This window comes from Flaviflexus sp. (assembly GCF_052087705.1).
Classification (GTDB): domain Bacteria; phylum Actinomycetota; class Actinomycetes; order Actinomycetales; family Actinomycetaceae; genus Flaviflexus; species Flaviflexus ciconiae.
The window spans coordinates 1-26243 of record NZ_JBQCYC010000029.1 but is presented as its reverse complement, the minus strand read 5'-3'; the positions used below and the strand labels follow the sequence as shown (position 1 = coordinate 26243).

The 26243-nt window shown below is 57.3% G+C and carries 20 protein-coding genes and 1 tRNA gene; 10 read left to right on the top strand and 11 right to left on the bottom strand.

The genetic code is table 11. The features are described 5' to 3' along the window. Positions 1-34 precede the first annotated feature (34 nt). Both ACTHUY_RS11225 and ACTHUY_RS11220 read left to right on the top strand, forming a co-directional pair. Positions 35-673: a hypothetical protein gene (locus ACTHUY_RS11225; protein WP_441655609.1), complete on the top strand. Its 639-nt coding sequence runs from the start codon at positions 35-37 to the stop codon at positions 671-673. Then, positions 660-1271 (top strand): hypothetical protein, encoded by a 612-nt coding sequence (locus ACTHUY_RS11220; RefSeq protein WP_441655610.1) that lies wholly within the window; start codon positions 660-662, stop codon positions 1269-1271. The genes ACTHUY_RS11225 and ACTHUY_RS11220 overlap by 14 nt, the downstream gene beginning before the upstream one ends. 117 nt (positions 1272-1388) lie before the next feature. On the opposite strand, the gene ACTHUY_RS11215 is transcribed toward ACTHUY_RS11220, so the two are convergent. The 3 genes from ACTHUY_RS11215 to ACTHUY_RS11205 form a co-directional block, all read right to left on the bottom strand. After that, the gene (locus ACTHUY_RS11215) at positions 1389-2399 is read right to left on the bottom strand and encodes an acyltransferase family protein (RefSeq protein WP_441655611.1); all 1011 of its coding nucleotides are present in this window, start codon (positions 2397-2399) and stop codon (positions 1389-1391) included. A gap of 218 nt (positions 2400-2617) precedes the next feature. Beyond that, positions 2618-3364 (bottom strand): enoyl-CoA hydratase/isomerase family protein, encoded by a 747-nt coding sequence (locus tag ACTHUY_RS11210; protein ID WP_441678892.1) that lies wholly within the window; start codon positions 3362-3364, stop codon positions 2618-2620. A gap of 143 nt (positions 3365-3507) precedes the next feature. After that, positions 3508-4455 carry a P1 family peptidase gene (locus ACTHUY_RS11205; RefSeq protein WP_441675819.1) on the bottom strand — a complete coding sequence of 316 codons (948 nt, stop codon included), beginning with the start codon at positions 4453-4455 and terminating at the stop codon, positions 3508-3510. 49 nt (positions 4456-4504) lie between these two features. On the opposite strand from ACTHUY_RS11205, the gene hrpB reads away from it, so the two are divergent. Both hrpB and ACTHUY_RS11195 read left to right on the top strand, forming a co-directional pair. Continuing rightward, positions 4505-6907 (top strand): ATP-dependent helicase HrpB, encoded by a 2403-nt coding sequence (gene hrpB / locus ACTHUY_RS11200; RefSeq protein ID WP_441655614.1) that lies wholly within the window; start codon positions 4505-4507, stop codon positions 6905-6907. Then, positions 6904-7902, top strand: a complete 999-nt coding sequence (locus tag ACTHUY_RS11195; RefSeq protein ID WP_441678890.1) for a hypothetical protein — start codon at positions 6904-6906, stop codon at positions 7900-7902. Before hrpB ends, ACTHUY_RS11195 begins: the two co-directional genes overlap by 4 nt. Before the next feature lie 46 nt (positions 7903-7948). On the opposite strand, the gene ACTHUY_RS11190 is transcribed toward ACTHUY_RS11195, so the two are convergent. The 8 genes from ACTHUY_RS11190 to ACTHUY_RS11155 form a co-directional block, all read right to left on the bottom strand. Then, the gene (locus tag ACTHUY_RS11190) at positions 7949-9106 is read right to left on the bottom strand and encodes a 23S rRNA (uracil(747)-C(5))-methyltransferase (RefSeq protein WP_441678888.1); all 1158 of its coding nucleotides are present in this window, start codon (positions 9104-9106) and stop codon (positions 7949-7951) included. Positions 9107-9255: 149 nt separating this feature from the next. Further along, the gene (putP, locus tag ACTHUY_RS11185) at positions 9256-10833 is read right to left on the bottom strand and encodes a sodium/proline symporter PutP (RefSeq protein WP_441678886.1); all 1578 of its coding nucleotides are present in this window, start codon (positions 10831-10833) and stop codon (positions 9256-9258) included. Between the two features lie 384 nt (positions 10834-11217). After that, positions 11218-12207, bottom strand: coding sequence for a glycine betaine ABC transporter substrate-binding protein (locus tag ACTHUY_RS11180; RefSeq protein WP_441675816.1), 990 nt, complete (start codon positions 12205-12207; stop codon positions 11218-11220). Positions 12208-12262: 55 nt separating this feature from the next. Continuing rightward, a complete protein-coding gene (locus tag ACTHUY_RS11175; RefSeq protein ID WP_441655619.1) occupies positions 12263-13189 on the bottom strand; it encodes a glycine betaine ABC transporter substrate-binding protein in 927 nt (308 codons plus the stop codon). 70 nt (positions 13190-13259) lie between these two features. Further along, the gene (locus tag ACTHUY_RS11170; RefSeq protein ID WP_441655620.1) at positions 13260-14735 is read right to left on the bottom strand and encodes an ABC transporter permease subunit; all 1476 of its coding nucleotides are present in this window, start codon (positions 14733-14735) and stop codon (positions 13260-13262) included. Next, positions 14735-16078 (bottom strand): quaternary amine ABC transporter ATP-binding protein, encoded by a 1344-nt coding sequence (locus ACTHUY_RS11165; protein ID WP_441678884.1) that lies wholly within the window; start codon positions 16076-16078, stop codon positions 14735-14737. Before ACTHUY_RS11165 ends, ACTHUY_RS11170 begins: the two co-directional genes overlap by 1 nt. Before the next feature lie 868 nt (positions 16079-16946). After that, positions 16947-17019: transfer RNA gene (locus tag ACTHUY_RS11160), tRNA-Arg, on the bottom strand. Positions 17020-17133: 114 nt separating this feature from the next. After that, positions 17134-18411 carry a peptidoglycan bridge formation glycyltransferase FemA/FemB family protein gene (locus tag ACTHUY_RS11155; protein ID WP_441678882.1) on the bottom strand — a complete coding sequence of 426 codons (1278 nt, stop codon included), beginning with the start codon at positions 18409-18411 and terminating at the stop codon, positions 17134-17136. A 630-nt stretch (positions 18412-19041) separates the two neighbouring features. Here ACTHUY_RS11155 and ACTHUY_RS11150 point away from each other — a divergent pair. The 6 genes from ACTHUY_RS11150 to ACTHUY_RS11125 all read left to right on the top strand — a co-directional run bounded on the left by ACTHUY_RS11150 (position 19042) and on the right by ACTHUY_RS11125 (position 26087). Then, the gene (locus ACTHUY_RS11150; protein WP_441655713.1) at positions 19042-20265 is read left to right on the top strand and encodes an arginine deiminase; all 1224 of its coding nucleotides are present in this window, start codon (positions 19042-19044) and stop codon (positions 20263-20265) included. Between the two features lie 34 nt (positions 20266-20299). Next, positions 20300-21301: an ornithine carbamoyltransferase gene (gene argF / locus ACTHUY_RS11145; protein WP_441655714.1), complete on the top strand. Its 1002-nt coding sequence runs from the start codon at positions 20300-20302 to the stop codon at positions 21299-21301. Position 21302: 1 nt separating this feature from the next. Further along, a complete protein-coding gene (gene arcC, locus ACTHUY_RS11140; RefSeq protein WP_126704419.1) occupies positions 21303-22274 on the top strand; it encodes a carbamate kinase in 972 nt (323 codons plus the stop codon). Positions 22275-22375: 101 nt separating this feature from the next. Continuing rightward, the gene (locus ACTHUY_RS11135; RefSeq protein ID WP_441655715.1) at positions 22376-23503 is read left to right on the top strand and encodes a serine/threonine protein kinase; all 1128 of its coding nucleotides are present in this window, start codon (positions 22376-22378) and stop codon (positions 23501-23503) included. A gap of 145 nt (positions 23504-23648) precedes the next feature. Next, positions 23649-24698, top strand: a complete 1050-nt coding sequence (locus tag ACTHUY_RS11130) for a DMT family transporter (protein ID WP_441678880.1) — start codon at positions 23649-23651, stop codon at positions 24696-24698. 54 nt (positions 24699-24752) lie between these two features. After that, positions 24753-26087 carry an MFS transporter gene (locus ACTHUY_RS11125; protein ID WP_441678878.1) on the top strand — a complete coding sequence of 445 codons (1335 nt, stop codon included), beginning with the start codon at positions 24753-24755 and terminating at the stop codon, positions 26085-26087. The last annotated feature ends 156 nt before the right edge of the window (positions 26088-26243 follow it).

Sequence of the window (26243 nt, the reverse complement as noted above, 5' to 3'; positions counted from 1 at the left end):
ACTAGACTGGCACGGTAAAGGATGGGGGAGTGCCGTGCGTAAATCATTGATGAGTGCCGTGGTAGCGGCAGCACTTGTTCTGTCCGCATGCGGATCGGTTTCGAGCGATCCCGAATCGGATGCAACCGAGACGCAGACAGAAACAACCGAAGAACCCACGACGTCCAATCCTACGGATGAAAGTACCGATGTTTCCACGGATGATCCAATCGTTGATCCAACGGAGGATGAGACTGTCATTCCACCCGAGGAGCAGGATCCAGCGAACGCTACCGCGGTAGACGGATCCATGTCAGTCTCCCTACCGGATGACTGGACCTATCGGGGAGAGCTCGAGACCGCCTACTCGGTGTTCTTCTGGACCAAGTCGGACAACAGCCAGAACCTTTCGATGGCACCGCTGGGCCCGTGGGCGCAGATTGAGTCTCCCGAGACCTATATCGAGCAGCTCGAGGCCGCAGGAAATCTTGGGGACGCTACACTCACCTACGAAGGGGAACTGACGATCGATGGTTACGACGGGTTCTGGATCTCGGTTGAAGGCCCCGGATATGTCGCCAACATTTACTACCTGAATGTTGACGGCGGCATTAAGGAAATCACTGCCAACGCCCTCGACTCCGAGGGTCTGGCAGAAGTCGACAGATTGGTACACACAATTGACTTCCACTAAGTTCGTCGCGGCCCTCGCCGCGGGGCTTCTCACATTGGGTGCATGCGGGAGTGTCTCAAACGACTCCGATGAGGCCACCACAGAGAGCGCTGGAACCTCCGAACTCGGTGACGACAGCCTGTCGTCGAGCGAAGGTAGCGAAAGTGGAACGGCCGACGACTCGAGTATCAACGTCCTGAGAGATGGTGATGAAGGGGAAGATACTGAGTACACGGTGGAAGTGACCGTGCCCGAAGACTGGTACGAGGCCGATAAGGCCGGATTTGACTACCAGTACCTGTGGAGCGGCAACGACTGGGACGATGTGCTCGCACAAGACTTCTCCGACACAGAGTACGAGTTCTCAGGAAACTTCTTCGTTGATCTCCTCGAAGACAACCTCGCAGCCGACGCAAACATCACGCTCCGGGATGAGAGTGCTGAACTTGCTGGCTATCCCGCCATCATCATCGACGTCACCTACGCGACAGAGTCCTACACGTCCCTCACCTATGTCGACGTTGCTGGACACCTGTGGGAATTCACCGTCAACGCACAAACCCTCGAAGGAATCGAACGCGGCGAAGCTATTAACGCAACAGCCGAATTCACGGGGTAAGTTGTCCGTTCGGCACCGTCCCGCTAAGCCGCCTGGTAGCTACCGAACCAAGGTCCTAACGAACCGTCTCTGACAGTACCGCTGTCGTGCCCGCTCATTTGAGCGGGCATACTTGCTCTACCGGGCCGATGCCTTCTTGCGGGGCCAGGGCAGCTCGAAGAAGATCCAGCGTAGGGCCGGGACCTTCTGGCATGCGTAGACCGTGAGAGTGGGGATAATGAGCCCGATTGCCATCATCACCGGATAGTGGGCTGTTCCGATCTCGACGTGCGGTGCGATCCACCAGGCGTAGACCAGGAAAATCGGGTAGTGCATGACGTAGTAGTAGAGCGAATAGCGGCCGATAAACTGCAGTGGCTTTGTGTACCGCGATGATTTCAATAGCGGTGCAAAGGCGAGAATCAGGCAGATAAAGGCGATCGGTCCCCAAATGAACTCCGGCCGGTACCTGACGGGCGCAATTCCCTGGAGGTAGATGTAGACCGGGATAACGAAAGCAACGGCAAGCAACAGTGTTACGACGGGTTTGCGGCAGAACCGGGAGATCTTATCTAGGTGCTGCATGGTGAGGCAGCCGAGGAAAAAGAACGTCATCAAATAGCCCCATCGAAGCGGCGTCGTACCGATCTGAGGATTGTCGATCACCTGGTAGACACAGATACCGAAACCTAGTGCGGCGCCCGACCACAGGGGTAGCCGAAGCCAAGTGAGTGCCTGGGCAATGAGGTAGTAGAAGAACAGGTTCCGGAGATACCAGAGCGGAGTCATGTTCGGGTTCCCCGGATTGATGATCTCCATGGGAATCTGCGAAAGCTCAGCACCGCCGCGTATCCACACAACGGTAAAGAAAATTGCTATCCACACCGCATACGGCCAGGCCAGTTTGGTGAACTTCCCGGGCAGGAACATCTTCCAACCCTTTGCGATCGATCGCGGGACAAGCATTCCGGATAGGAACATGAGCATCGGCATGCGGAGCAGCACGAGCGTCATGTTCGTCGTGACCATCCAGTCCTCACGCTCAAAGACCGCTTCAATTTTCGCAACGTTCTCGACATGACCGTAGATGACGGCAATAATGGCCAGGCCCCGGACCACGTCCATCCAAATGGCACGCTTCCGAGTCACGGTTGGCTCCCCGGAAGTTACCTCAGGTGATCGCATAGGCCCAAGGCTAACAAGCACAAACGACGTGGTTCACCTATTGAGAGTAGAACAACTGGGGTCGGGTCGTAACGGATAGGAGCAATGATTCAGATGGAACGACGAAAGAGTCGAAAAGGGACTTCCCAGGGAGTGCTACGTCCCGACTGCGAAGAGTGTGGCAATCTGATTTTCGCGTGGCGCTACTTTTTGAGCTTGCGAACAGCCTTTTCAATCTTGATCTGCGTCTTCGGATTTGTCATGGCACGCGCGAATACTGCGGCCTCGGAATCGAGGTTCGCAGAAATATGCTTGAGAAGGGCCTTGCGGCTACGGGGCTTCAGATCCTTGATCGCCTTCTTCACGCCCTTGCGGTCCGTGCGTTCGATCAGGCCATCGACCAGGCCAATCTCCTGTGCGCGAGTAATCCCCATAAGGTCGGTGTTCTTGATGAATTTAGTGGCTTCCTCTTCACCGATACGTTCCTTCAGGAGCTCGTAGGTACCGAAATCGGTCGGAAGGTTAAGCGAAGCATATGCGCTACTAAACCGTGTCCGGTGAGTGGCGAGCTGATAGTCGCAGGCCAGAGCAATCGCAATCCCTGCACCGGCGCATGAGCCATCGATCAAAGCAATTGTTGTTGCCGAGGAGAACAGCAGGTCCTCGATAACATTGCCGCCCTCCCGGACGATGCTTTCCACACCCAGCACATCGGTTTTGGAAAGCTCGGACAGCTCGCTAAGAACTTTGAGTGAACCGCCCGATGAGAAAGCGCCGTTGCGGCCCGTGATCACAAGGGTCCCGGTCTTGACCGACTCAATTTCCTTTGCGAGCGCACGAACGAGCGGTGCGTCGAGAGCATTAAGGCTCGTAGGGTCGTCAAGGATAATCCAGGTCTGGTCCTTCTCCTGAATTGTGACAACACGTGGATCGGAAACGGATTCGCTCACATGGATAGAATAGCGGGAATTCTGGCATAGAAAAGTTACTGGCCGTTAGCCCGGGGTTCATTCAATAATTTTTGGGGCGCTTTGGCCTCACCTAGAGGGACCGGCGGTCCCCCGATAAGGAAGAACTGTGTAAACGCCCACGGTTAATTACTGGGTTTGGAGAATGGCAAGTCCTCCACAGCCATGATCCCCGGAAGGGAAGTTGCTGAACGCACCCCATCCAGCACAGCAAGCCTCACGGCCTCCGCCGCCATGAAGCACACCGCGTTCACGTGCGCAGAGACGGTTCCCGTCGACACCGCAAACAAAGTATCCCCATCATCCATCGTGTGAACCGGCCGAATCGACCGCGCCAAACCATCGTGCGAAGCAGAAGCAACTTTCTTTGCCTGCGCCTTCGTTAAAGCGGCATTGGTCGCCACGATTCCGATTGTCGTGTTTGTCAGCCCCACCGGGGAACCCAAATATTCAGTGGTCGGCAAGAAGCCCTCTGCGGAATGTGTTCCCGCGATCTTCTGATCCCCATCAAAAATGTCACCGAGAGCGTTAACGACAACAGCAGCCGAAACAACAAGATCTCCCCTACGGACCGCGGCCTGGCCCAGCCCGCCCTTCATGACACCGTTCGGCCCCAAGTACTTACCGACCGTGGCGCCCGTGCCGGCACCGACGCAGCCGCGCTCGCGGTTCTCACCGGCAGTGCGGACCGCCTTCCTGCCAAGGTCGGGAGTGGGCTTGGCGCCACCCGTCACCGGCAAATCAAAGATCACGGCCGCAGGCACGATCGGGACGATCCCCATGCCGGTATCCAGGCCCTTACCCTGCTCTGCGAGTTCCAGCATCGCACCGTCAGCTGCGGCGAGACCAAAAGCTGAGCCACCGGCAAGCACGATTGCGTTAGCGTGCTGAACGGCAGCCGTGGGATCGAGCAGATCGGTTTCTCGAGTACCGGGTGCTGACCCGCGAACATCGACGCCAGCGGCTCCACCGGAATCAATAACGGCAATGGTCACGCCCGTACGCTGCTCGGAGGCATTGCCCAGCCGCAGGCCCCCGCTGTCGACCAGTGCGCCATTTTCGATGATCTCCATGACACGACACTACAGGCGACGAGCCTGCCGAGCGACTACCGTAGAGAGCGTGGAGACGCTTGAGAATGTGGACCTGCCGGTCCGGGAGGTCCTGCCTGACCTCGGTAAGGCCATGACCGGTGTGGGTGCGGCGGTGCTATCTGCCCCACCCGGCACGGGAAAGACCACACTTGTCCCGCCCTACCTGTCAAACCTCGTTGAAGGAACCGTTCTTGTTTCCCAGCCGAGGCGCATGGCAGCACGAGCTGCGGCCCGAAGGCTCGCCCACCTGCTCGGGGAACCCGTTGGTCAAACTGCCGGATATTCGGTGCGAGGCGATACGAAGCGATCTGCAAAGACCCGCGTCGAGTTCGTGACCTCCGGTGTTCTCCTCCGCAGGATCCTGTCCGATCCGGACATGGCCGGGATTGGAGCAGTTGTCCTTGACGAGGTCCACGAACGGCACCTCGATTCGGACCTGTCGGCAGCCCTTCTCCTCGATATCCGCGATCTCACCGGACTCAAGATCGTTGCCATGTCTGCAACGCTCGCGGCGCGGTCCTGGTCAGATCTGCTGAAGGCCCCGGTCGTTGAAGCCTTCGCCAGAACCTATCCCGTTGACGTTCTCTACCGCCAAGGCCCAAACCCTCTCGGAATCTACGGCGTTGAAAGGGACTTCCTCAGGCAGGTGGCGGATGAGACCATGCAAGCGGCCAACGAGGACGCGGGAAGTGTTCTCGTGTTCCTTCCCGGCAGGAAAGAAATTGATACCGTAGCAAACCTTCTTGATCACCCAAACGTGAAAGTCCTTCACGGTTCGGTTCCCGCGAAAGAACAGGATGCGATTCTGTCCGGGGGCGACGAACAACAGATTGTTTTGGCCACCTCGATTGCGGAGTCCTCCCTCACCGTCCCGGGAGTTACCCGGGTGGTTGATTCGGGGCTGTCCCGCGAGCCCAGGACCGACTACCGGTCGGGAATCTCCCGGCTGGTCACCGTCAGTGAATCAAAGGCGGGTGCCGCCCAGCGGGCCGGCCGAGCTGGGCGCCTTGGCCCCGGTCAGGCCCGGGTACTCATGGGTAAGACCAGCTGGTCGAGACTTCCCGAGCACCCCGAACCCGAGATCCGCACCGCCGATCTCACATCATTCCTCCTGTCGGCTCTGCGGTGGGGAGAGGTCGAAGATCTGCGCTTGCCCGATAAACCGCCCGTTGCCGCCATTGAATCTGCACGGAAGATCCTGGAGGGCCTCGGGGCGGTGGATGACGAGGGAATCACTGCCATTGGGGAGAAAATCTCAAGCATTCCCGCACACCCCAGAACTGCTGCGGCTCTGCTCCGGTTGAATGATGAGATTGGTACGAAAGCAGCCACCGAGATCATTGCTCTCCTCGAGGAGGACCAGCAGATAGCCGGGGCTGATCTAGCAGTTGCATGGCGGGACATGATCCGCAGGCCCACCCAGTCCTGGAAACAGTCCGCGAAAAGGCTGGCGGGGCTCGTACCCCACCGGCATGGCGAAGGGTTGTCTGCCGATGAGGCAATCGGAGCGGTCGTTGCCGCCGCCTACCCGGACCGAATCGCCATCCTCCGTGGGAGCACATATCTGACTGCCATGGGAACAGGTGCGGTCCTGCCCCAGGGATCACCGCTCACCGGATCCGAATGGCTCGCCATCGCTGACATGACTGACACTGGCAGGGCCGATGCAATGATCCGTTCCGCTATCCCCATCGCCTCCGACCTTGCTCACGAGATGGGATCAAGTGAGCGGATCGTCCACGAGGTCAGCAATGGTCGTGTGAAAGCGTGGTCCGTGACGAGCCTGGGAGCCATCGAGCTGTCGAGAAGACCCGCCACTATTGACCCCGCGGCGGCACGTCCAATCGTGATTGGCGCCTTGCGGGACGATATTGCTCTCCTTGGCTGGTCAGAAAACGCGATCAGCCTGCGACATCGGCTCGGCTTCCTCCATCATCACCTCGGCGAGCCCTGGCCCGACGTATCCTATCCGGCGCTGGTTGACCGGGTGGAGGAATGGCTAGGGCCCGAGTTAGATCGGTGGAGTGAGGGCGGGAAATTCCAGGCAAACGCGACCGAATGTCTGCGTAGGCTCCTGCCATGGCCCGAAGCAACAGAGCTCGACAAGCTCGCCCCCGAACGAATCGAGTCACCCGCTGGTGGAACGGCCAAGATCACCTACGGCGGTGAGAAGCCGTACGTTGCGATGAAGTTGCAGGAATGCTTCGGATGGGAGGACTCCCCGCTCTTGGCCGGGGGAGTCCGCCTACAGATCCACCTACTTTCGCCAGCGGGACGGCCGCTTGCGGTTACTGATGATCTGGGATCGTTTTGGCGGGGAGCGTACTCTCAGGTGCGGGCAGAGAACCGGGGTCGATACCCGAAGCATCCGTGGCCGGAGGACCCGCTCACAGTGGTTCCGACGAGACGAACGAAAAGGAAAATGCCATGAGCGAGCTGAAAGCCCTGAAGAAGCAGGCAAAGGATGCTGTGCGGGAAATGAGGGACTGGCTGGTTCGCGATGGCCACCGGCCCGACAAAGTTGACGTGCTCGGCCGTATCGACGGCCCCGGCGTCACTTTCTTCGCGATGCAGTTCCGCCTCCCGGGATCCGAGGACTGGTTGCTCGGTGTTGCCGGCGGCTACCTCGGGGATGGTCTTACGCTCACTGGGCACACCATCACGTCCTACGAACCTGTGACTGACAACTTTGGTCAGGATGCCACGGCCCTCATTGCCGCCATGGATCGTGCCCTCACAAGCGGGGCAGTTGCAGAAGGCAGGGAAGCCGCCGGAAGTCTCGTTGCGACACTGCTCCTGACCGAACCCGTCGACATTGACCGGTTGGCAAGGACGATTGGTGGCACCGTTGAGGATGACGTCCTGTTCCACGAAAAGGCCCGGATCACTCCCGGGCCCAAGCAGGACAAGCTTGGCCCCATTGCCGACAGAGCCTACCTGTGGCCAGCAGCCGGAGAAGTTACCGACGATCATGTCGCCAGCCTGGAAATCGAGACGTCAGGAGCAGACTTCCTTGAACGAGCATGGGACCACACCCGTCTCGTCTCCTCCCTCATTGATTCACATGTCGTTGGAGTCTTCGCAAATGGCACCGTTTACGAACCTGCCTTCTACCGCCAAGTTGTTGAAACAACCCCCGTAGGCTCCCCGCCCGTCCTAGCGCTCGTTCAACTTGGTCTGGCTAAACGAATGGGGAAGCTCCACGGATTTACCGAAGGACTTGCCGATGTTGGAAAAGACGAGTTTCTCCTGACCGGTGATTCGCCGGAAGACCTCCAGCGAGTCCTGCTTGAGCTCGCCTCGCATGTACTTGTCACCGGAGCGGTGATCCCGGGCGGAACTGAACTCACACTGTCGACTGGCACCGTTATCCACCTCGAGAGAAAAGGTACCGGAGAGAACGCGGCACTCGTTGGTTCGATCTAATGATCTGCCGGTGGATTGCTTCGGATATGGAACCTGAAATGGAACCTCAGAAACCATTTGCGGTTGCTGAATTATTGGGGTGGTTGCTAGCTTGCTGGCCGGCCTCCCGCACCGCCATAATCAAACACTCGAGATGATCGGTGTGGGGGAACATGTCAAACACCTGTGCCCGTTCGGCCTTGAAACCCATGACCTCAATGTCTTTTGCGGCTGAGACGAGATTGCAGGACGAGTAGAGCACCCGGTCGATACTGGAATGACGAATCCATTCGGCAAGGTTACCGATCCCTCGGCGCGGTGGATTCACAACAAGCAGATCGGGAACAGCGTCCTGCTTCCGCGCCCATTGCCCAGCGTCCCCGGCCACAAATAGTGGTGCGCCCCCTGCGGCGATAACCGCTTCCTCGGATAGCTCCACCCCGGTAACAGTGCGCCATGGCGCTGCCATCGATTTTGCGAAGCCCCCAACGCCGCAATACAGATCCCAGATTGAGGAAGGGTCGACCTCGTCAGCCCAGGCTGCTGCCGTTGCATACAGAACGCGGGTGATCTCCGTGTTCGTTTGGAAGAATCCCTGCGGGCGTAGGCGCAGATCCAATGGGCCCAGGCTCATGTCCAACAGCGGGTCACCAAACAGGTGGATCTCGGTTGGGCCCTCGGGGAGGGCAACGTGCTCGGGAAGGATATTGGCGCTTGCTACATCGAGCGGAAGACGCTCTGCCAACCAATCCAGATCGCTGGAAATGCGTTCGACAAAGTCGGGGGAGCGCAGGACGAAGCGAACCATGAGCCTGCCGTGTGGACTAGCCGTGACAATAATCGATTTCAGTTCACCGGTTCGCTCTGGAACCGAATAGGGGGTGAGCTTATTTCTGGTGATGAACTCGGTCAGCGGTTCGTGTGCCTCGGTGATGATCGGGTTGTAAAGAAGGCAGTCCCGCAGGTCCTGGCCGGCGCCGTTCCGCAGGATACCGAGAGTTGGTTCGGCAACTGTTCCCGCAATGATGATCTTGGCTTTATTACGGAATCCGAACTCTGCACTGGCAACAGGTGGTAGCCAAGAATCGCATTCCAGGATGGTCTCCGAGAAGCTTTGCTTCTGAGCGAGTTGCTCCTCGTAGGGCGTTGCCAAGTGCGTGCATGACCGGCACAGGCCCTCATTGAAGTAATGGCAGGGCGTGAGAAGAGCAGACTGATCGGGCACCGCTACATCGTAACGGAGACGCATGAGCATCGTGCTGATCCCCCTCTGCTCACCGGACTGGCGTTGGGCAGAGGGGGATCAGGGACGGACCAGAGGGTCTTGCATCTGAGATGGATGCTTGTGCGCTAGAGACTATGAGGCCGCTGACCTCACTGTGCTGGTGCAGGCGGGTTCTCGTCCAAGTGCTTGCCGGAAGCGGTCTTGGCCCCGGCGGGATCCCACTTCTTGGTGAGGGCGACCGCGCGGTCAAACTCGGTATTGATCTCGGACTGAATTGCCTCGTTGTAGGGGGTTATCAGGGAAACACCCCAGGTGACGAGAAGGGCGAGAATAAATGCCGGGATCATCTCGTACACGTCGAAGATGCCACCGGCATCCACATTGCCCCAGACGAAAACGACCACGGCACCGGTGATCATGCCCGCCATGGCTCCCCTGGAAGTGAGGCGCTTCCAGAAGAGGGCAAAGATGATAACGGGGCCGAAGGCTGAACCGAAGCCAGCCCAGGCAAAGCCAACAAGATCAAGAATCGTGTCAGATGGAGTGATCGACAGGAGCGCGGCGACTATAGCTGTGATAACAACGGCAACGCGTCCCCACATGGTGCCGCTCTGCCTACCCATCTCCTTGCCGGTGATGCCCGAATAGACGTCCTCGACAAGAGCGGAGGAGGACACGAGCAGCTGGGAGGAGATGGTCGACATAATGGCAGCGAGTACAGCCGCGAGAATAAAGCCGCTAATAAGCGGATGGAAGAGCGCTCCCGTGAGCGAAATGAAGACCGTCTCCGGGTCGGCCAGTGGATCGGTTTCAGGATGGAAGTAGGCGATGCCGACAACGGCTGTGAGAACGGCGCCACCGACGGAGAGGATCATCCAGCCGATGCCAACGCGACGGCCCGTGACAGCATCCTGCGGGGTACGCAGGGCCATGAAACGCACGATGATGTGGGGCTGACCTACGTAACCCATGCCCCAGCCGATAGCACCCAGGACAGCGATGATAGTCAGGTTCGCAAACGGATCGAGACCGTTGGCTATGCCGGAACCTGATAGCTCCGCATTGTTGATGATGTCGGTGGTCTCGCCGACACCTCCGTCGAACTGCATGACGGTAACGACGGGAACAATCAGCAGTGCCGCCATCATCAAGAGACCTTGCGCCATGTCCGTCCAAGCAACGGCAATAAAACCGCCAGCGAAGGTGTAGAGAACAACGATGACGCAGACGAGGATCATGCCCCAGATGTAGTCCCAACCGAAGGCTGACTCGAAGTATTTACCCGATGCGACGAGCTGGGCGGAAATGTAGAAGATGAAGAAGACCAGGAAGATAATGCCGGCCGAGATCCGCAGGGCGCGGCCGGTTCCCGCCAAGCGTGCATTCAGGAACGAGGGGACGGTAATCGAGTTCCGAGCGATCTCCGTGTAAGAACGGAGCCTGGGAGCAATGAACTTCCAGTTCAGCCAGGCACCAATGGTGAGGCCCACGGCAATCCAGCCCTCAACGAGGCCCGCAGCATAGATAGCGCCGGGGAGGCCCATGAGGAGCCAGCCCGACATGTCAGAGGCGCCCGCGGAGAGCGCTGCTGGGATCGGGTGGAGCTTCCTGCCCGCCAGCATGTAGTCGTCGTAGTCCTGCGTCTTCCGATACCCCCACCATCCGATGAGAATCATGATGATGAAGTAGGCGATAAGAGCGATCGTCTGTCCGGTTATTTGGCTCATGCTTTCCTCTCTCGGCGACCGTCATCGGTGCCGAGTGGTACTACCCCGGAAAGCGGGCGCAAAAAGGGCTGCGCCGGGCGACTATGCCCGGGGTGATGCCACGTTTGTAATACGGAGATGCTAGCGAAGATTGATCGCCAATTGTTGACCTCCGGTATGAAGTTATACGGAAGATATCAACGAAAAACTCCCCGGCAGCTACTTTTCCCCGGAGTGCCGGTGAAAACTCGTAGTGGTGGGACTAAAGTCCCAATTTGGCCCTATTGGGTGGAAAACGTAGGCGAGAAGCGGAGAAGGAGTGTTTTGAGATGCGAGGTGGGGCCGCTTTCGCGGCCCCACCTGGTTGAGCTTATTACTCAGATTTCTTCTGAGTGGTGCTCGATGTTACTCAGCGCTACCAACGTTCATGCGGTCAGCAACCTCGGGGTTCTCTTCCATCCACTCGGCAACGGTCTCTGCCGTGTCGCGGTCTGCGTTCTCGTTGAGAACGTAGTTCTCGAGATCGGAGAGCTCTTCAGCGGTCAGCTCGAAGTTGGAGAGCATCTCTGCAACGTCGGGGTAGTCGGTGGTGAAGTCAGCACGGCCGTAGGAGAGGATCTCCTCAGCGCCACCGTAGGTGCCCTCGGGATCTTCGAGGTCACGGATGTCGTAGGCGCCGTACGCCCAGTGCGGGGACCAGAGGGTTACGACAATGTCGCGGCCCTCGGACATGGCTGCATCGAGCTCAGCGAGCATAGCAGCGGTGGACGAGATCTTGTATTCCATGCCCTCAAGACCGTAGGTCGGGATGGTCTCGTTCTGGGTGGTCTGGGTCAGGCCAGCGCCACCGTCGATGCCGATGATCTCGTTGTTGAATACGTCAGCGTTCTCAGCGAGCTCGTCGATCGAGGTGATCGGGGCATCGCTGTTCACTGCGAGAGCGAGCTTCGCATCGGAGTACCATGCGCCGAGCTCCTCGATGTCATCGCCGTATTCCTCGATGTAGTTTGCGTGGGTGACGGGCAGCCACGCGTCAAGGAGAAGGTCCATGTCGCCATCTGCGAGAGCCGTGAAGATCACGCCAATCTCAGCGTCCATGAGCTCAACTTCGTAGCCTTGCTCCTCGAGAGCAATCTCGGCCATGTGGGAGACGACAACGCCCTCGTCCCAGCCAGCCGGAACACCGATGAGGATTTCCTCGTCGGAGCCGCCACCGGTCGCGTCATCACCTTCGGTGTCGTCACCCTCCGTGTCGGTGGTGTCGTCGCCTTCGGTCTCTTCGGTGGTGTCGTTGCCGGCGGTCTCGTCGGCGGACTCGTCATCGCCACATGCGGCGAGCATTGACATTGCTAGTGCAGCGGTAAGCGCTACACCTGCCTTCTTTCGAATCATCATCTTTTCATTCCTTTCTTCGAGAGGTCGTTATCCGCGGGAGTTAACCGCGAGCAGGTCAGTCTTCTGCATCGAGCGTGAAGCGCTCTTTAACCTCTGGGTTGTCGTCGAGCCACTGGGAGGTCATTTCGTAAGTGTCCTGATCTCCGTTCTCGTTCATGATGAAGTTACCGGCGCGGCTGAGATCCTCTTCGGACAGGTGAACCTGGCCGAGCATCTCAGCAACTTCCGGGAATTCTTCGCTAAAGCCTTCGTGGGCAAAAGTGTGGAGCTGATCGGGTTCGCCAAATGCTCCTTCGGGGTCTTCAAGGTTCTTGATGTCGTACGCGTCGTACGCCCAGTGCGGGTTCCAGATCGTTACCGCGATATTGCGGCCCTCGGACATAGCGGCATCGAGCTCAGCGAGCATCGCGGCCGTCGAGGAGATCTTGAACTCCATGCCTTCCAGGCCGTAGGTCGGAATGACCTCTTCCTGGGTGAGGCGGGTAATGCCAGCACCGCCATCAATACCGATGATCTCATTGTTGAAAAGATCGGCGTTCTCGGCGAGCTCGTCGAGCGAGTCGATGGGAGCATCGGCGTTGACTGCGACGTTGGAGATGTTCTCCTCGTACCACCAACCAAGGTCCTCGATCGTGTCTTCATATTCGTTGACGTAATCAGCGTGGAGGGTCGGCAGTGCGACCTCCATGAGCAGATCCATGTCGCCGCTGCCGATACCGGCGAAGATTACGCCGATCTCTGCGTCGGTGAGCTCAACGTCGTAGCCCTGTTCTTCCAGGGTTACGGCCGTCATGTTCGAAATGATGACGCCCTCGTCCCAGCCGGCAGGAACGCCAATGTGGATCTCTCCCGTGTTGCCCGAGGTGTCACCACCTGCGGTTGTTGTTTCTTCGGCGTCACCGTTGTCGCTACCGCAAGCTGCAAGCAGCCCGGCGGCAACCACCGTGGTTAGGGCAACGGTTCTCCTCGTCCGAAAATTCATATTTCCCTTCCCCATGAATCATGGGTTGTTGTTGATTGCGTTCGGATTGGGGTTCTGCTGGGGACTGTGGTTACTTGCCAACTTCGTCGTGCTTGGATCGGCCGAATGCGGCGGTGGTGCGATCCAGGAAGATAGCAAGGATAACAACGGCGAGACCGGATTCGGCGCCGAGCTCCATGTTGACCTGTGTGACCGAGGTGTAGACGTCACGGCCAAGACCGCCAGCGCCGACCATACCGGCGATAACGACCATGGACAGGGCAAGCATGATGACCTGGTTAATACCACCCATGATTGTGGCCCTCGCCAGCGGAAGCTGAATCTGACCAAGAATACGGGCGGGGTGTGAGCCGAACGCGTGGGCTGCCTCGACAACCTCTTTATCGACCTGCTTAATGCCGAGCTCCGTGAAGCGGACGGCGGGAGCAATCGCGAAGAGGACCGTGGCAACGATACCGGGGACGACACCGATGCCGAGCAGCATGACGAACGGAATGAGGTAAACGAACGCCGGCATGGTCTGCAGGAAGTCCAGAACGGGACGGACTACCGCGGACACGTACTTATTCTTAGCGGCGAGAATACCGAGCGGAACGCCGATGACGATCGCAATGATCGTGGCGACGAGGACGAGCGCGAAGGACGCCATCGCGTTCTCCCACTGGTCGACGCCGTAGATCACGGCGAAGCCGAGAGCGGAGCCGAGAGCAAGCTTCCAACCCTTCGTTGCATAGGCAACGAAGACGAGGAGCGCAATCATCGTCCATTCAGGCAGGTAATCAACGCCGTGGAGCTGCTCTCCGTCAAGCTCGTAGGTGACAAGGAACCAGCGTTCGGTCACGAAGGCAAGAGCCAGTGCGGCAAACACGGCGAGTGCGACCTTCTGGCCCTTCCAGAAGTACACGCCCAGTGCAATTGCGACATAGATGCCGCCGAGGATGTACGCGTTGAGGCCAAGGCCTGTGGCGTCAGCAATCAATACCTCTGTTGCCCAACCGAGGGCAATGCCAGCAAGGCCGGCGACAGCAGCCTGCCAACCCTTCCAGAAGTAGATGCCAACGGCGATCGCAACGTAGATAACACCGAGGACATAGGGATTAACCTCAAGGCCATCGCTAGCAGCTATCCAGGTCTCCGAAAGGAAGCCAAGATATGCGCCGATACCGGCGAACACAGCAAGTGCGGTGTGCCTCCAGGAATAGGCGAGTGCAGCGCCCGCGACAAACAGAGCGGCAAGAACAAATACGTTAAATCCGACGGCGCCAGAGCTGACAATCCAGGTCTCTGCCACGTAGCTGGCCATGACGACGCCAGCTCCAAACAGTGCAACCTTGGCACCCCTCCACAGAAGGAGGATCAAAACAACGATGATGCCGATTGACGCAAAGTTCGGAGTCAGCAGGAGATTCTGCAGGAAGTCGTACATCGGGTTTAGCACATCATCGGAAAGGAAGTCCGTGATGGATCTCAGGTTTGCTTTGGCCCATTCGACGGCCTTATCGGCCCACTCGCCGAGCGGGATTCTGAACAGAAGATCGTCAGCCATTACTTGATCTCCTCTCCGGTCGTGCCATCAGCATCGAACGAAGCATCAGCCTCATTCCCTGCCGCGGACTCCTGAGAAAGTTCAACGGCATCGTGATCGACCTCGACGGCGGACGACGCACTCGCAGCCGAATTAGCGCTGAGATCCACTGGCATAACAACATCCTCCTGGCCGAGTGCACGCAGGAGCGTGACATTCGGGATCACACCGAGCAGACGGTTGTCCTCAGAGACGACGGGAACCGTGAGTCGATCGCTTGCCGCAGGGGCGACAACCTGGTTGAGCGGAGTATCGGGGCCGACACCCGGGTGAATCGGGTGAATCAGCTCTTCGATCGAATTGAGGCGCGGGTTCTTGCGGAGAGCTTGAACGATTTCATCCGCATAGACAGCGCCAGCAAGGACCCGCGAACCGCCGTTTGTTACCCAGCCGCCCGGGGAAGCAACTTCCTCAAGCTTGCGCAGAATAACGTTCGGGCCGTCATTCATGTACAGGCGGGTCATGGGCTTCACCATGATCGATGAAGCGGTAATGACGCGGGAACGGTCGACGTCCTGGACGAACCGCTCGATGTAGTCGTTCGACGGGGTCGTCAGGATCTCCTCGGCCGTGCCGATCTGATCAACAGAACCGCTCCTCATAACCGCAATGCGGTTGCCGACAAACATGGCCTCGTTGAGGTCATGGGTAATAAAGATAATGGTGCGGCGCTTAGCTTCCTGGATCTCCAGGAGTAGCTCCTGCATGTCCCGCCTGATAAGCGGGTCAAGTGCCGAGAACGCCTCATCCATGAGCAGGATCGGTGCATCGGCGGTCAGTGCGCGGGCCAGGCCCACACGCTGCTGCATGCCGCCTGACAGTTCGGACGGGTAGTTATCCTCCCAGCCCTCAAGGCCGGTCGTCTTCAAAGATTCTTTTGCGCGCTCGAGGCGCTCAGCCTTACCGACGCCCTCAATCTCCAGCGGATATGCCGCATTGTCGATCACGGTGCGGTGGGGGAGCAAGGCGAAGTGCTGGAACACCATCGACATCGAATCGCCGCGGAGCTTACGTACCGCCTTCTTCGACATCGACGTGATCTCGTCATCGCCAATGTAAATCTTGCCGCCTGTTGCTGGGCCGAGAGCGTTCAGGGTGCGGAGCAGGGTGGACTTGCCTGAGCCCGACAGGCCCATAACGACAAAGATTTCGCCAGGCTCAACCTCAAAGCTCACATTGTTTACTGCGACGGTAACGTCGTCGGGAACTTCGTCAAGGCTTGCTCCTTGCTGGAGCATTTTTGTCGCCTTGGCCGCATCCTTCCCAAAAACTTTGTAGACGTTCTCGCAACGGAGACCCTTCATCTACTTTCCTTACTTCTAAATCAATAACTTCAGTACTGCCAGTTTACGTAGTGCACATAAGGACCGGGTGTGACGTGAATCGCGAATTGTCCACACGCAGGTCAACCTCGACAAGACTCCCAAACTTCCCGCGAACCGTACAAATAACAGTTAAATAACGAAAATTTTCCTCGTTTCCGAGTAATCGGCACCGGCTAGGCGTTTACGGTGAATCCTCCAGAGAATTTTCAGACTCCAAATGTGACTCACTCTATATTAAAAAATACAAGATTTCTGCATCAATGCAATGATCATGCGAGGAGTGAATTGACTGGCTCTCAAGTCGAGGTAAAACATCTTCGAAAATCCGCCAATTTCTTTGGCACTTTAGTCTGATATCCATAGAAGCGCAACGCATATATGCAATTGTGATGCAACTGTAACGCAATGCAAGGGGCCACATTCCCGTCGTTGTGTGGGTTCCGTGGGCGACGTTCAGATCTGTGAGGGCGCATATCAACCCTGCGACAGTGCCTGGCGCCGGTACGCCCGTGCAGGGCACGGGCTACTCCGAGGCGCTAACCACCGACTATGCCTTGGCCGCTGCCGCCGATGAGCGGCAGTTGAAAACTGAGCTCCGATTCGGCAATCCAAAACTGAGCATCGCGGACGAGTTGCGACTCTGGGCTGGACGGTGAGGGTTGCGTGTCAAGAGTGGGTTAAGTGTCAAAAAGTGTGTCTTTATTCTGGGATGACCATGCTCTCGCACGGGAAAGTCCGCGTCTGCATGCTGTGGCTGGAATTGGGGGTGCGGCCTATTAGCCTCGGGGTGGTGCTCGGTGTAGAAAAGAAAAACCCCGACTCTCTGATGTGAGTCGGGGTTATACTGCGCGCCCGGAGGGATTCGAACCCCCAACCTTCTGATCCGTAGTCAGATGCTCTATCCGTTGAGCTACGGGCGCGTGTCGCTTGGACGTCATTCATCATAGCGCTCTTTTTGGGCAATGTGCGAACTCAGTTCGCATGAAAGCCGTCACCATTTGATGTGAGGGGCGCTCAGCCGATGGGTTCCGGCCTTATCCGAGCGTGCGGAGAAGCTGGGCCCTGCGTGGGCGGACCGGGATGTCCCAGGTGCCGACAAATTCCTCCACGTCGCCCTTGAACTGCCTCTTGAAGTGCAGGACGCCGGCGTCCGAAGCGTCGTCGGTAAAGATACCCGTGATTCCGAACGTGTTGTAGCGGTCCATTCCGTTCTCCGTGGCCCACTCAAACATGGCTCGGTGGATGAGGTAAATGCCGTAGTAAGACTGGTATTCGCGGTAGGAACCAGAAAGGAGGTAGACAAGCTCATTCGGGCAGGTAATAAAAAGAGAACCGGCAAGAATGATTTCGTTCCCTGCCTCTGCCTGGTGCTTGCGGGTTTCATCAGCGCGTCGCTCCAGTACTTTCAGCCGGTCGTTGGCCTCGTTGCGTGCGGTACGCTGCTTCTTCGCGAGGTTCTTGCCCTCTGCCTGAAGCGTTGCCTCCTGCTCGTCAACGCCCCGGACCTGGGTTAGCAGCTCCTGGGCTTCCGACTCGACGCCAGCTAGGTAGTCGTCGCAGTTTAGTATCGCAACGGGGGCGAAGACCTTCTCGGGTTTGGCCCGCTTGAGTCCCTTGTAGAACTCCATCGCATTCGCGGAGATCTTCTGCATCTCCGACCTGTCCGACGTGTGGTCGAGGATTTCCTCCAGAACATCAAACTCGTCCGCTTCGAGGAAGCGGATGGTGACGCCCGGGGTGCCGGCACGGTTGAATCCGGTGCGAACAACCTGACCAACGGACTTCATGACGTCATCGAACGACATTCCCGCAATGTTCTTCGTGTAGAAGAAGCGTGCCTGGATGTCAGCAGAATCGTAGAATTCCTTCTGCACATTGATGCCGCCAAGCTCAGACATGGTCGCCTTGAAAGTGTCGGCAACCGGATTGTGCTCCACGGGGGTGATGTCGTCGTAGAACTTCTCCGCAACAAGGGGATTGAAGCGGATCGAGAGGACGCTCCTATCCTTCTTTGCAAACGTCCTGAGTTCGGAGAAGAAGAAGCGAACGAGATCCCGGTTCGAGTAGTCCATGATCGGGCCGTAAGCGATATTGATCCGCTTAAATACCTTCATCCACGGCTGGTAGCGGAGCAGAGCGGCGGCCACAATCTTCTCTTCGCCGTCCACGTCGTCCACAACCCCGACTTCGAGAATCTTGGCCCCTTCAGAACGCCTCTCCTCTGCATAGCCGGGGAGTTGCGGGAAAAGCACCCGCTCCTGGCTGTAGGCGAAGCGGGCGTAGGCGGACTGAGAAAGTCGGGTAAAACGCATGGGACCATTATGCCCCGCCCCCAGGAAGATCATGACCTTCTCGCGGTGCGGCATGCGCCGTCGGTCGGTGGTGGAGGGTGCCGATCGTTAGACCGGTCGTAAGAGTTATCGCCTGGCTCGGGCCTTTGGGTCTCGCAGTGCTAACGAGGAGTTGTATCGGGGGCTTGGGGAGTGGCCTGCGGTTGCACATGGCTTCGAAGGTGCCCGGTTCGGATTGGATGCTTCCGCGGGCGTGCTACGAGCCAGCTACTGTTCTTAATTCCCTCAGTGCCGGGAAATTGGGGAATTGAGTGGAATGTGAAGGGCGGTTCGGAGCCTGCCAAGATGAAGGCCCTGTGCGTGCTTATGAGGGTGTGGCGAAGTGCTCCTGTGAACATGGTTGGCAATCGTGCAACTACCTCTGCACCTTTTTGCGGTCCTATTTTTCCCCTTTGCGTGCGTTCGTGTGAAAGTGCTCAAGTTCGTTGAATTGTCGCGGAAAGTTACGTCACTAACAGCTCGAATTGCGCGGTCCAAATTTTGTGGGCGACAAAACATTAAGTACGCAAGTACTAAAGTCCTAGTACTCGCGTACTAATCGGGTTCAGACTAATGGCGTGCCAATCAATCTCAATGACGAGAGGATCCCCGATGACATTCCGCGTTGCATCTGAAGTAGGAAAGCTTCGCCAGGTAATTGTCCACCGCCCTGGGCGCGAGATGGACCGCCTTACCCCTACTAATAAAGACGAACTGCTTTTCGATGATGTTCTGTGGACTCAGAAGGCCCAGGAAGAACACGATGATTTTGTTGCCTCGATGCGTAAAGAGGACGTCGAAGTTCTCTACGTCGAAGAGCTGCTAGCCGAAACGCTCGAAAACCCACAGGCCCGCCACTACGTGAGCGATGAGACGTTTGAAGAGCGGTGGTACGGCATCAATGGCACGCAGATCATGCGGGAGTACGCGGATAGCCTGTCGCCCAAGGATCTGGCCGAGCTGGTCATTGCCGGCATCACCAAGACTGAGCTTGTTGCTATAACGGGTCGGTCGGACTCGGCGTATCTTGCTCGGGCAGAGAACGACTTCATGGTTCTCCGTTGCCTCCCCAACCACCTCTTCACCCGCGACACCTCTTGCTGGGTTTTCGATGGTGTCTCCATTAACTCCATGCAGAAGGTTGCTCGCCAGCGCGAAACCATCAACTTCGAAGCGATCTACCGGTGGCACCCCAGGTTCAGGGACGAGGACTTTAAGAAGTGGTCCGGCGGCATGGGAGACAGGGCTGCGACGATCGAAGGTGGCGATGTTGAGGTCATCGGCAACGGTGCCGTTCTCGTGGGGATTTCTGAACGGACCACGGCAGCCGGATTTGAACGCCTTGCTCGTAGCCTCCTCTGGAACGGTGAAGCACAGCGCGTCATCGGTGTCCTCATGAAGAGTGAGCGTGCGCAGATGCACCTCGACACCGTTATGACAATGGTCAACGAGACGACGTTCCTCAAGTACGCCCACCTTGGAATGCTTCCTACCGTGACGATCACCAAGGGTGGTCGTCCGGGAGAGATCAACGTCGAGACCGCCCCCGGCGAAGATATGCACAAGGTTCTCGCAAAGGCCCTCGATGTTCCCGAGGTTCGTATCCTCACCACCCCGGAAGACGACTTCGCAGCCGAACGTGGCCAGTGGAACGACTCCTGCAACGTGCTCGCCCTCGAACCGAACGTCGTTGTTGCCTACGACCGCAACGTAACAGCCAACGAGTACCTGGAATCCGAGGGAGTGCGAGTCGTCACCATGCCAGGTGGAGAACTCGGCCGTGGCCGCGGTGGCCCCAGGTGCATGAGTTGCCCAACTATTCGAGACGAAATCTAACCAACACCCTCCCGTATTGAAAGGACCATGGCTCATGACCATCAATTTGAAAGGTCGACCGTTTCTCAAGGAAGTCGACTTCACTCCAGAAGAGTGGCTCTACCTTCTTGAACTAGCAGCTGAGCTCAAGGCGGCGAAGAAGGCCGGTAGTGAGAAGCAGTACCTCAAGGGCAAGAACATCGCTCTGATCTTCGAGAAGACCTCCACGAGGACCCGTTGCTCCTTCGAGGTCGGTGCCTACGACCAGGGTGCCAACATCACCTACCTTGATCCGAGTGGGTCGCAGATGGGACACAAGGAATCCGTTGAGGATACCGCCCGCGTCCTCGGCCGGATGTTTGATGGAATCGAATTCCGCGGACATAAGCAGGAGCACGTAGAAACCCTTGCGAAGCTCGCCGGCGTCCCCGTCTGGAACGGCCTCACCGACGACTGGCATCCCACCCAGGTCCTCGCCGACCAGCTGACGATGCATGAGTCATCCGGGAAGCCCTACAACGAGATCACCTTCGCCTTCGTTGGTGACACTCGCAATAACGTCGCCAACTCGCTCCTCGTTGGTGGTGCCCTGATCGGCATGAACGTCAAGATGGTCGGCCCCAAGGAACTTGAGACCATCCCCGAGGTTCGGGAACTCGCAGCCAAGCTCGCCGAGAAGTCCGGTGCACAGATCACCTACGAAACCGATCCGAAGGAAGGCGTCAAGGACTGCGACTTCATCTACACCGACATCTGGGTTTCCATGGGTGAGCCGGACGAAGTATGGGATGCACGTATTAAGCAGCTCTCGCCTTACCAGGTGAACCGTGAACTGCTCGACGCAACGGGCAAGGACGCGAAGTTCCTGCACTGCCTGCCGGCATTCCACGACCGCAACACCACGGTTGGTGAAGACATCTTCCAGAAGACTGGCCTCGACGGTCTCGAAGTCTCCAACGATGTCTTCGAATCGGAAGACTCCCTGGTCTTCGACGAGGCAGAGAACCGCATGCACACCATCAAGGCCGTCATGGTCGCCACGCTTGGTGAGGAGTGACATGAGAATCGTTGCAGCTTTGGGAGGCAACGCGCTTCTTGAACGTGGTCAGAAGCCCGATGCCAACCCTCAGATCGAGAACGTGAAATCGGCTGTCAACTCGCTTGGGCTGCTGGCTGATGAGCACGATCTTGTCCTGACACACGGCAACGGTCCCCAGGTGGGTGTTCTCGCCCTCCAGTCAGCGAATGACGACTCACTATCCGAGCCGTACCCCTTTGACACGCTCGGTGCGATGACCCAGGGAATGATCGGGTACTGGATGTTGCAGGCACTCCAGAATAGATTGCCCGATCGGCCCATTGCTTCAATTGTTAACCAGACGCTTGTTCTTGCTGGCGACCCCGCCTTCCAGAACCCCACGAAGTTCGTGGGTGCCGTCTACACGGAGGATGAGGCAAAGCAGTTCGAGAAGGAACGCGGATGGGTCATGCGCGAAGACGGCAAGTACTGGCGTCGCGTAGTCCCCTCTCCGCAGCCCCAACGGATTGTTGAGACCCGGATCATCCGCACTCTCGTCGATTCGGGAGCTGTCGTTGTCTGCTCGGGTGGCGGCGGTATCCCCGTTGTTCGCGACGAAGAAGGCAACCGGGTTGGCATTGAAGCAGTTATCGATAAGGACCTGACAGGTTCAGTCCTTGCTGAGGCACTCGACGCAGACATCTTCATGATCCTCACTGACGTGCCGGCGGTACTCGATAACTACGGAACACCCGAAGAGACGGAGATCCGTTCGGCCACACCGGCAATGATGAGGTCGAAGGGATTCGCTGCAGGATCCATGGGACCGAAGGTTGAAGCTGCATGCCGCTTCGTCGAGCTGACCGGCAATGTCGCTGCGATCGGCCGTCTTGAGGACTGCGTGAAGATCATCAACGGCGAGGCCGGCACCATCATCACCCCCGGCGGCTACTACGGCGGAGTCGTCGACGGACGCCCCAATACATTCAATCCCGACAAGATAACCGAATAACAAACATCTGGTTGGAAGGAACGTCCTTCTAGCCAGGCGGGGAGCAATCTCCGCAGAACTCCAGCACCAACAACGGTGTTGATACCAGGAGGAAAGTAACCATGACGAAAATCGTCAATTCATGGAACGACTTTGACCCGCTGAAGCATGTCATTGTCGGAAAGGCTGACTTCACGGTCATCCCCGATGAAGAGCCGGCAACCTCAGAGAAGGTCCCTGTCGACTCGGAGATGCGCGGTATGTGGGGCCCCCGTCCCACCGAAACCGTGGAGAAGGCAAACGAAGCACTCGACCGCCTCGCAAAGGAACTGGAGAACCGCGGAGTTAAGGTTGACCGCCCAACTCCGATCCAGTGGAACCAGGCCATGATGACCCCCGACTTCCGGGTGCCCTCAGGCCAGACCCAGATGCCGCCCCGCGACATCCTGCTCACCATGGGTAACGAGATTATGGCATCCGCCAACTCGTTCCGCTGCCGCTACTTCGAGTACCTCGCATACTGGCCTCTCATGAACCAGTACTTCGAGGAGGACCCGGAGTTCAAGTGGTCGCAGGCCCCGCGCCCCCGTCTGACCGACAAGTCGTACAAGCACAACTACTACGATGAGCAGATCGCCCTGGAGGAGCGCCTCGAGCGCACCGCGAACCTCGACTTCGTTACCACCGAAGCAGAGCCGATGTGGGACGCTGCTGACGTACTGCGTCTCGGCAAGGACCTCTTCATCCAGCACGGCCTCACCACCAACCGTAAGGCCATGGAGTGGTTCAAGCGCTACTACCCGGAGCACCGCATTCACGCAGTGAACTTCCCGGGTGACCCCTACCCGATCCACATCGACGCGACCTTCGTGCCGCTTCGCCCGGGCCTCATCATCAACAACCCCGAGCGTCGTCTGCCCGAAGAGCAGCGCAAGATCTTCGAAGCGAACGATTGGCAGATTGTGGATGCGGCACCGCCCGCCCACAAGGAGCCGCCGCCGCTGTGCTACTCCTCCGTGTGGCTCTCGATGAACTGCCTCGTACTCGACCACAAGAACGTGATCGTTGAGGCCTCCGAGGTCCACCAGCTGGAGCAGATGGAGAAGCTCGGAATGAACCCGATCCCGGTTGACTTCCGTGACGCCTACGCCTTCGGCGGTGGCCTCCACTGTGCCACGGCAGACGTCTACCGCGAAGGCGACTGCGAGGACTACTTCTCGACCCAGGTCGAGGATCCGACACTCGTCTAGTCCGCCAGGGGAGGCAGATAATGTCTGCCTCCCCTCATAATACGGCCGGGACCATGTCCTCTCGCGGAGAGACAGGTCCCGGCCCAAGTTCAACCTTCAATAGTCGCGACCAGCAGTGTGCTGATGTCAAAACAAGGATTCAATAATGGAAACACGAACCCCCTCTAAAGAGGCGACAACCGGCCAGAACAAGAAAGTCGGCTTTACTGCAATCTTGATCTCAGCGACGGGCATGGGACTGGTCGGGACTTTTAGTCGACTGGCGACCCCACAAAACCCCGAGACCGGCACCAGCTACATCACGGGAGACTTCCTTGCTCTAGGAAGAATGGCCGTTGGAGCACTTGGAATGCTCCTGATCGTTGCGCTCGTTAAGAAACTTCCTGAACTTCGTAAGACAAAGATTTCGTTTGCAGTTGTGGCAGGTGGCTTCTGTATCGGAGCCAGCCTGGCGTTCTATGTTTCGGCAACGCTCATGACCACCATTGCTAACGCGGTCTTCTTGATTTACACGGGTCCTCTCTTTTCGGCTATTCTTGCCGCGATTTTTCTTAAGGAGCGAATAAGCAAATCGCATGCGCTTTTCCTTGGCCTAGTTTTTATCGGAATGCTTATGACTGTAGGGCTTATCGCCTATAGCCCAGAATCTGGCCTTACCTTCGGTCTTGATCTATCTGTGAACCCAGAGCTGCCGAATAAGACGATGGGAGATTTATTCGGACTTGCGTCAGGATTATTCTACGGCCTAGCGCTCTTCTTCTACCGGTATCGTTCTGATATATCTTCGGAGGTTCGTTCGTTCTGGAACTTTGCCTTTGGAATCGTCGGTGCCCTTGTAGTCATGGTCTACCGTTTAATTGCTATCGATCCGACGAACCCAATCGAAGTTATGGAAAGTAACCATTGGGTGTGGGCAGTGGTTCTGTTCCTAGTCTCCGGTCTCATGGCAATTGGTCTTTTACCTGTTGCAGGTAAGCATTTGCTTGCAGTCGAGCTGTCAACTGTTGCGTACTGGGAGTGTGTTGTTGCTCTAGTACTGGGCGTGGTCATCTGGAGCGAGTCCATGACTGTCGTGGGAGCAATAGGTGGCATTCTGATCATTATTGGAGGTATCGGCCCAATTCTATCGGGGCTTGCGAGAGGGCGAAGGAAGAAACCAACCGAAGTAGATCCAGCTCTTCATGCTGAGCGCTAATTTGCGCCATTGAGGAAACCCCATAGCACGCAATGAGGCGTGCGAGGAGTAGAAATGCCACCAGATGCTGATAACGAAAAGAATGGCCGACGCGACCAGGTCGAAGCGGAAGATGCCCATGCTGCGGTGAGAAAGGCTGCCAAGGCAAGCTTCGTAGGAAACTTTGTCGAATGGTTTGATTACGCGACATATGGCTACTTAGCGGCTGTCATTGCGACAGTATTCTTCCCGCCAGGGGACGAGGTTGCTGCCCTGCTCTCCACGTTTGCCGTGTTTGCATTATCATTCCTTGTGCGCCCTATTGGCGGCTTGTTCTGGGGTAATTGGGGCGATAAGTATGGGCGCCGCTGGGCGTTATCCTGGTCGATCATGATTATGTCTGGTTCGACATTCCTCATAGGATTTCTCCCAGGTTACGGGACGATTGGCCTTTGGGCCCCAGCCCTTCTATTGGTGCTTCGTGTCGTTCAAGGGTTCTCTGCATCAGGTGAATATGCCGGGGCCGCAGCGTTTATGTCAGAGTATGCGCCGGCGAAGAAGAGAGGCCTCTACACCTCGGTGGTGCCAGCCAGTACCGCAAGTGGGTTGTTAGCGGGAGCTATCTTCGTTTTTGCTCTGAACGCAATATTGAGTGATGCGCAACTGGAATCCTGGGGATGGCGGATACCGTTCTTACTGGCAGGACCGCTTGGATATATTGGTAGGTATATCCGGATCCACTTAGAGGACTCGCCTGTTTATCGCGAACTGTCTGAGAAGTCAGGCCATAAGCAGGTCGATGCCCCGGTCCGCTACGTTTTTAAGAAGCACTGGAAACGTGTAATGGTCGGGCTTGGAGTAACCTGCCTGAATGCCGTTGCCTTTTATTTATTGCTGTCCTATATGCCAACTTTCCTCTCCGAAGAAGTAGGCATGAATGCGGACATGGCACTTCTCAGTTCAAGTATTTCGCTGGCCGTATACATCGCCATGATCTTCCTTATGGGTCATTTCTCTGACGTGTTCGGTCGCAAGAGAATGTTGCTCACTGCATGCGTATTGTTTATCCTTTTTGCAGTCCCAGCATATTGGTTGCTCAGTACAGGAACTTTCGTTATCGTCCTGCTGGTCCAAATTTTCCTTTGTGCCTTGTTGACGATGAACGACGGTACGTTGGCTACATTCCTCTCCGAACTTTTCCCAACGCGAGTCCGCTACACGGGGTTCGCATTGAGCTTCAACACTGCGAATGCACTTTTCGGAGGTACAGCACCTTTTGTCGCAACATGGCTGGTTGCTTCAACCGGGTCTGCCATTGCCCCGGGCTGGTACCTTGTAATTGTTGCGCTTCTGGCACTAGGTGCGATGCTCACGATCCATGAAACGGCTTTTGAGCCGCTTGAGGATTAGGCAATGCAAAGTAGTCGTCACACCTAAGGTGTCACCGACATGTCTTCGCGCCAGTGTTGCTCAGATATTTGACAGGAATATCTGAGCAACACTTTGAATGTAACTACGGGCCTGAAATGGATATCCCGACGTCCCTTCGCGATGGCAGTGACACCT

Excerpts from the sequence above, each read along its gene's own strand:
- ACTHUY_RS11170 (WP_441655620.1), bottom strand. The coding sequence starts at position 14,735 with ATGGCTGACGATCTTCTGTTCAGAATCCCGCTCGGCGAGTGGGCCGAT.
- ACTHUY_RS11135 (WP_441655715.1), top strand. The coding sequence starts at position 22,376 with ATGACGAAAATCGTCAATTCATGGAACGACTTTGACCCGCTGAAGCAT.
- ACTHUY_RS11130 (WP_441678880.1), top strand. The coding sequence starts at position 23,649 with ATGGAAACACGAACCCCCTCTAAAGAGGCGACAACCGGCCAGAACAAG.
- ACTHUY_RS11150 (WP_441655713.1), top strand. The coding sequence starts at position 19,042 with ATGACATTCCGCGTTGCATCTGAAGTAGGAAAGCTTCGCCAGGTAATT.
- ACTHUY_RS11155 (WP_441678882.1), bottom strand. The coding sequence starts at position 18,411 with ATGCGTTTTACCCGACTTTCTCAGTCCGCCTACGCCCGCTTCGCCTAC.
- ACTHUY_RS11205 (WP_441675819.1), bottom strand. The coding sequence starts at position 4,455 with ATGGAGATCATCGAAAATGGCGCACTGGTCGACAGCGGGGGCCTGCGG.
- ACTHUY_RS11195 (WP_441678890.1), top strand. The coding sequence starts at position 6,904 with ATGAGCGAGCTGAAAGCCCTGAAGAAGCAGGCAAAGGATGCTGTGCGG.
- ACTHUY_RS11175 (WP_441655619.1), bottom strand. The coding sequence starts at position 13,189 with ATGAATTTTCGGACGAGGAGAACCGTTGCCCTAACCACGGTGGTTGCC.
- putP (WP_441678886.1), bottom strand. The coding sequence starts at position 10,833 with ATGAGCCAAATAACCGGACAGACGATCGCTCTTATCGCCTACTTCATC.
- arcC (WP_126704419.1), top strand. The coding sequence starts at position 21,303 with ATGAGAATCGTTGCAGCTTTGGGAGGCAACGCGCTTCTTGAACGTGGT.
- argF (WP_441655714.1), top strand. The coding sequence starts at position 20,300 with ATGACCATCAATTTGAAAGGTCGACCGTTTCTCAAGGAAGTCGACTTC.
- ACTHUY_RS11125 (WP_441678878.1), top strand. The coding sequence starts at position 24,753 with ATGCCACCAGATGCTGATAACGAAAAGAATGGCCGACGCGACCAGGTC.
- ACTHUY_RS11180 (WP_441675816.1), bottom strand. The coding sequence starts at position 12,207 with ATGATGATTCGAAAGAAGGCAGGTGTAGCGCTTACCGCTGCACTAGCA.
- ACTHUY_RS11165 (WP_441678884.1), bottom strand. The coding sequence starts at position 16,078 with ATGAAGGGTCTCCGTTGCGAGAACGTCTACAAAGTTTTTGGGAAGGAT.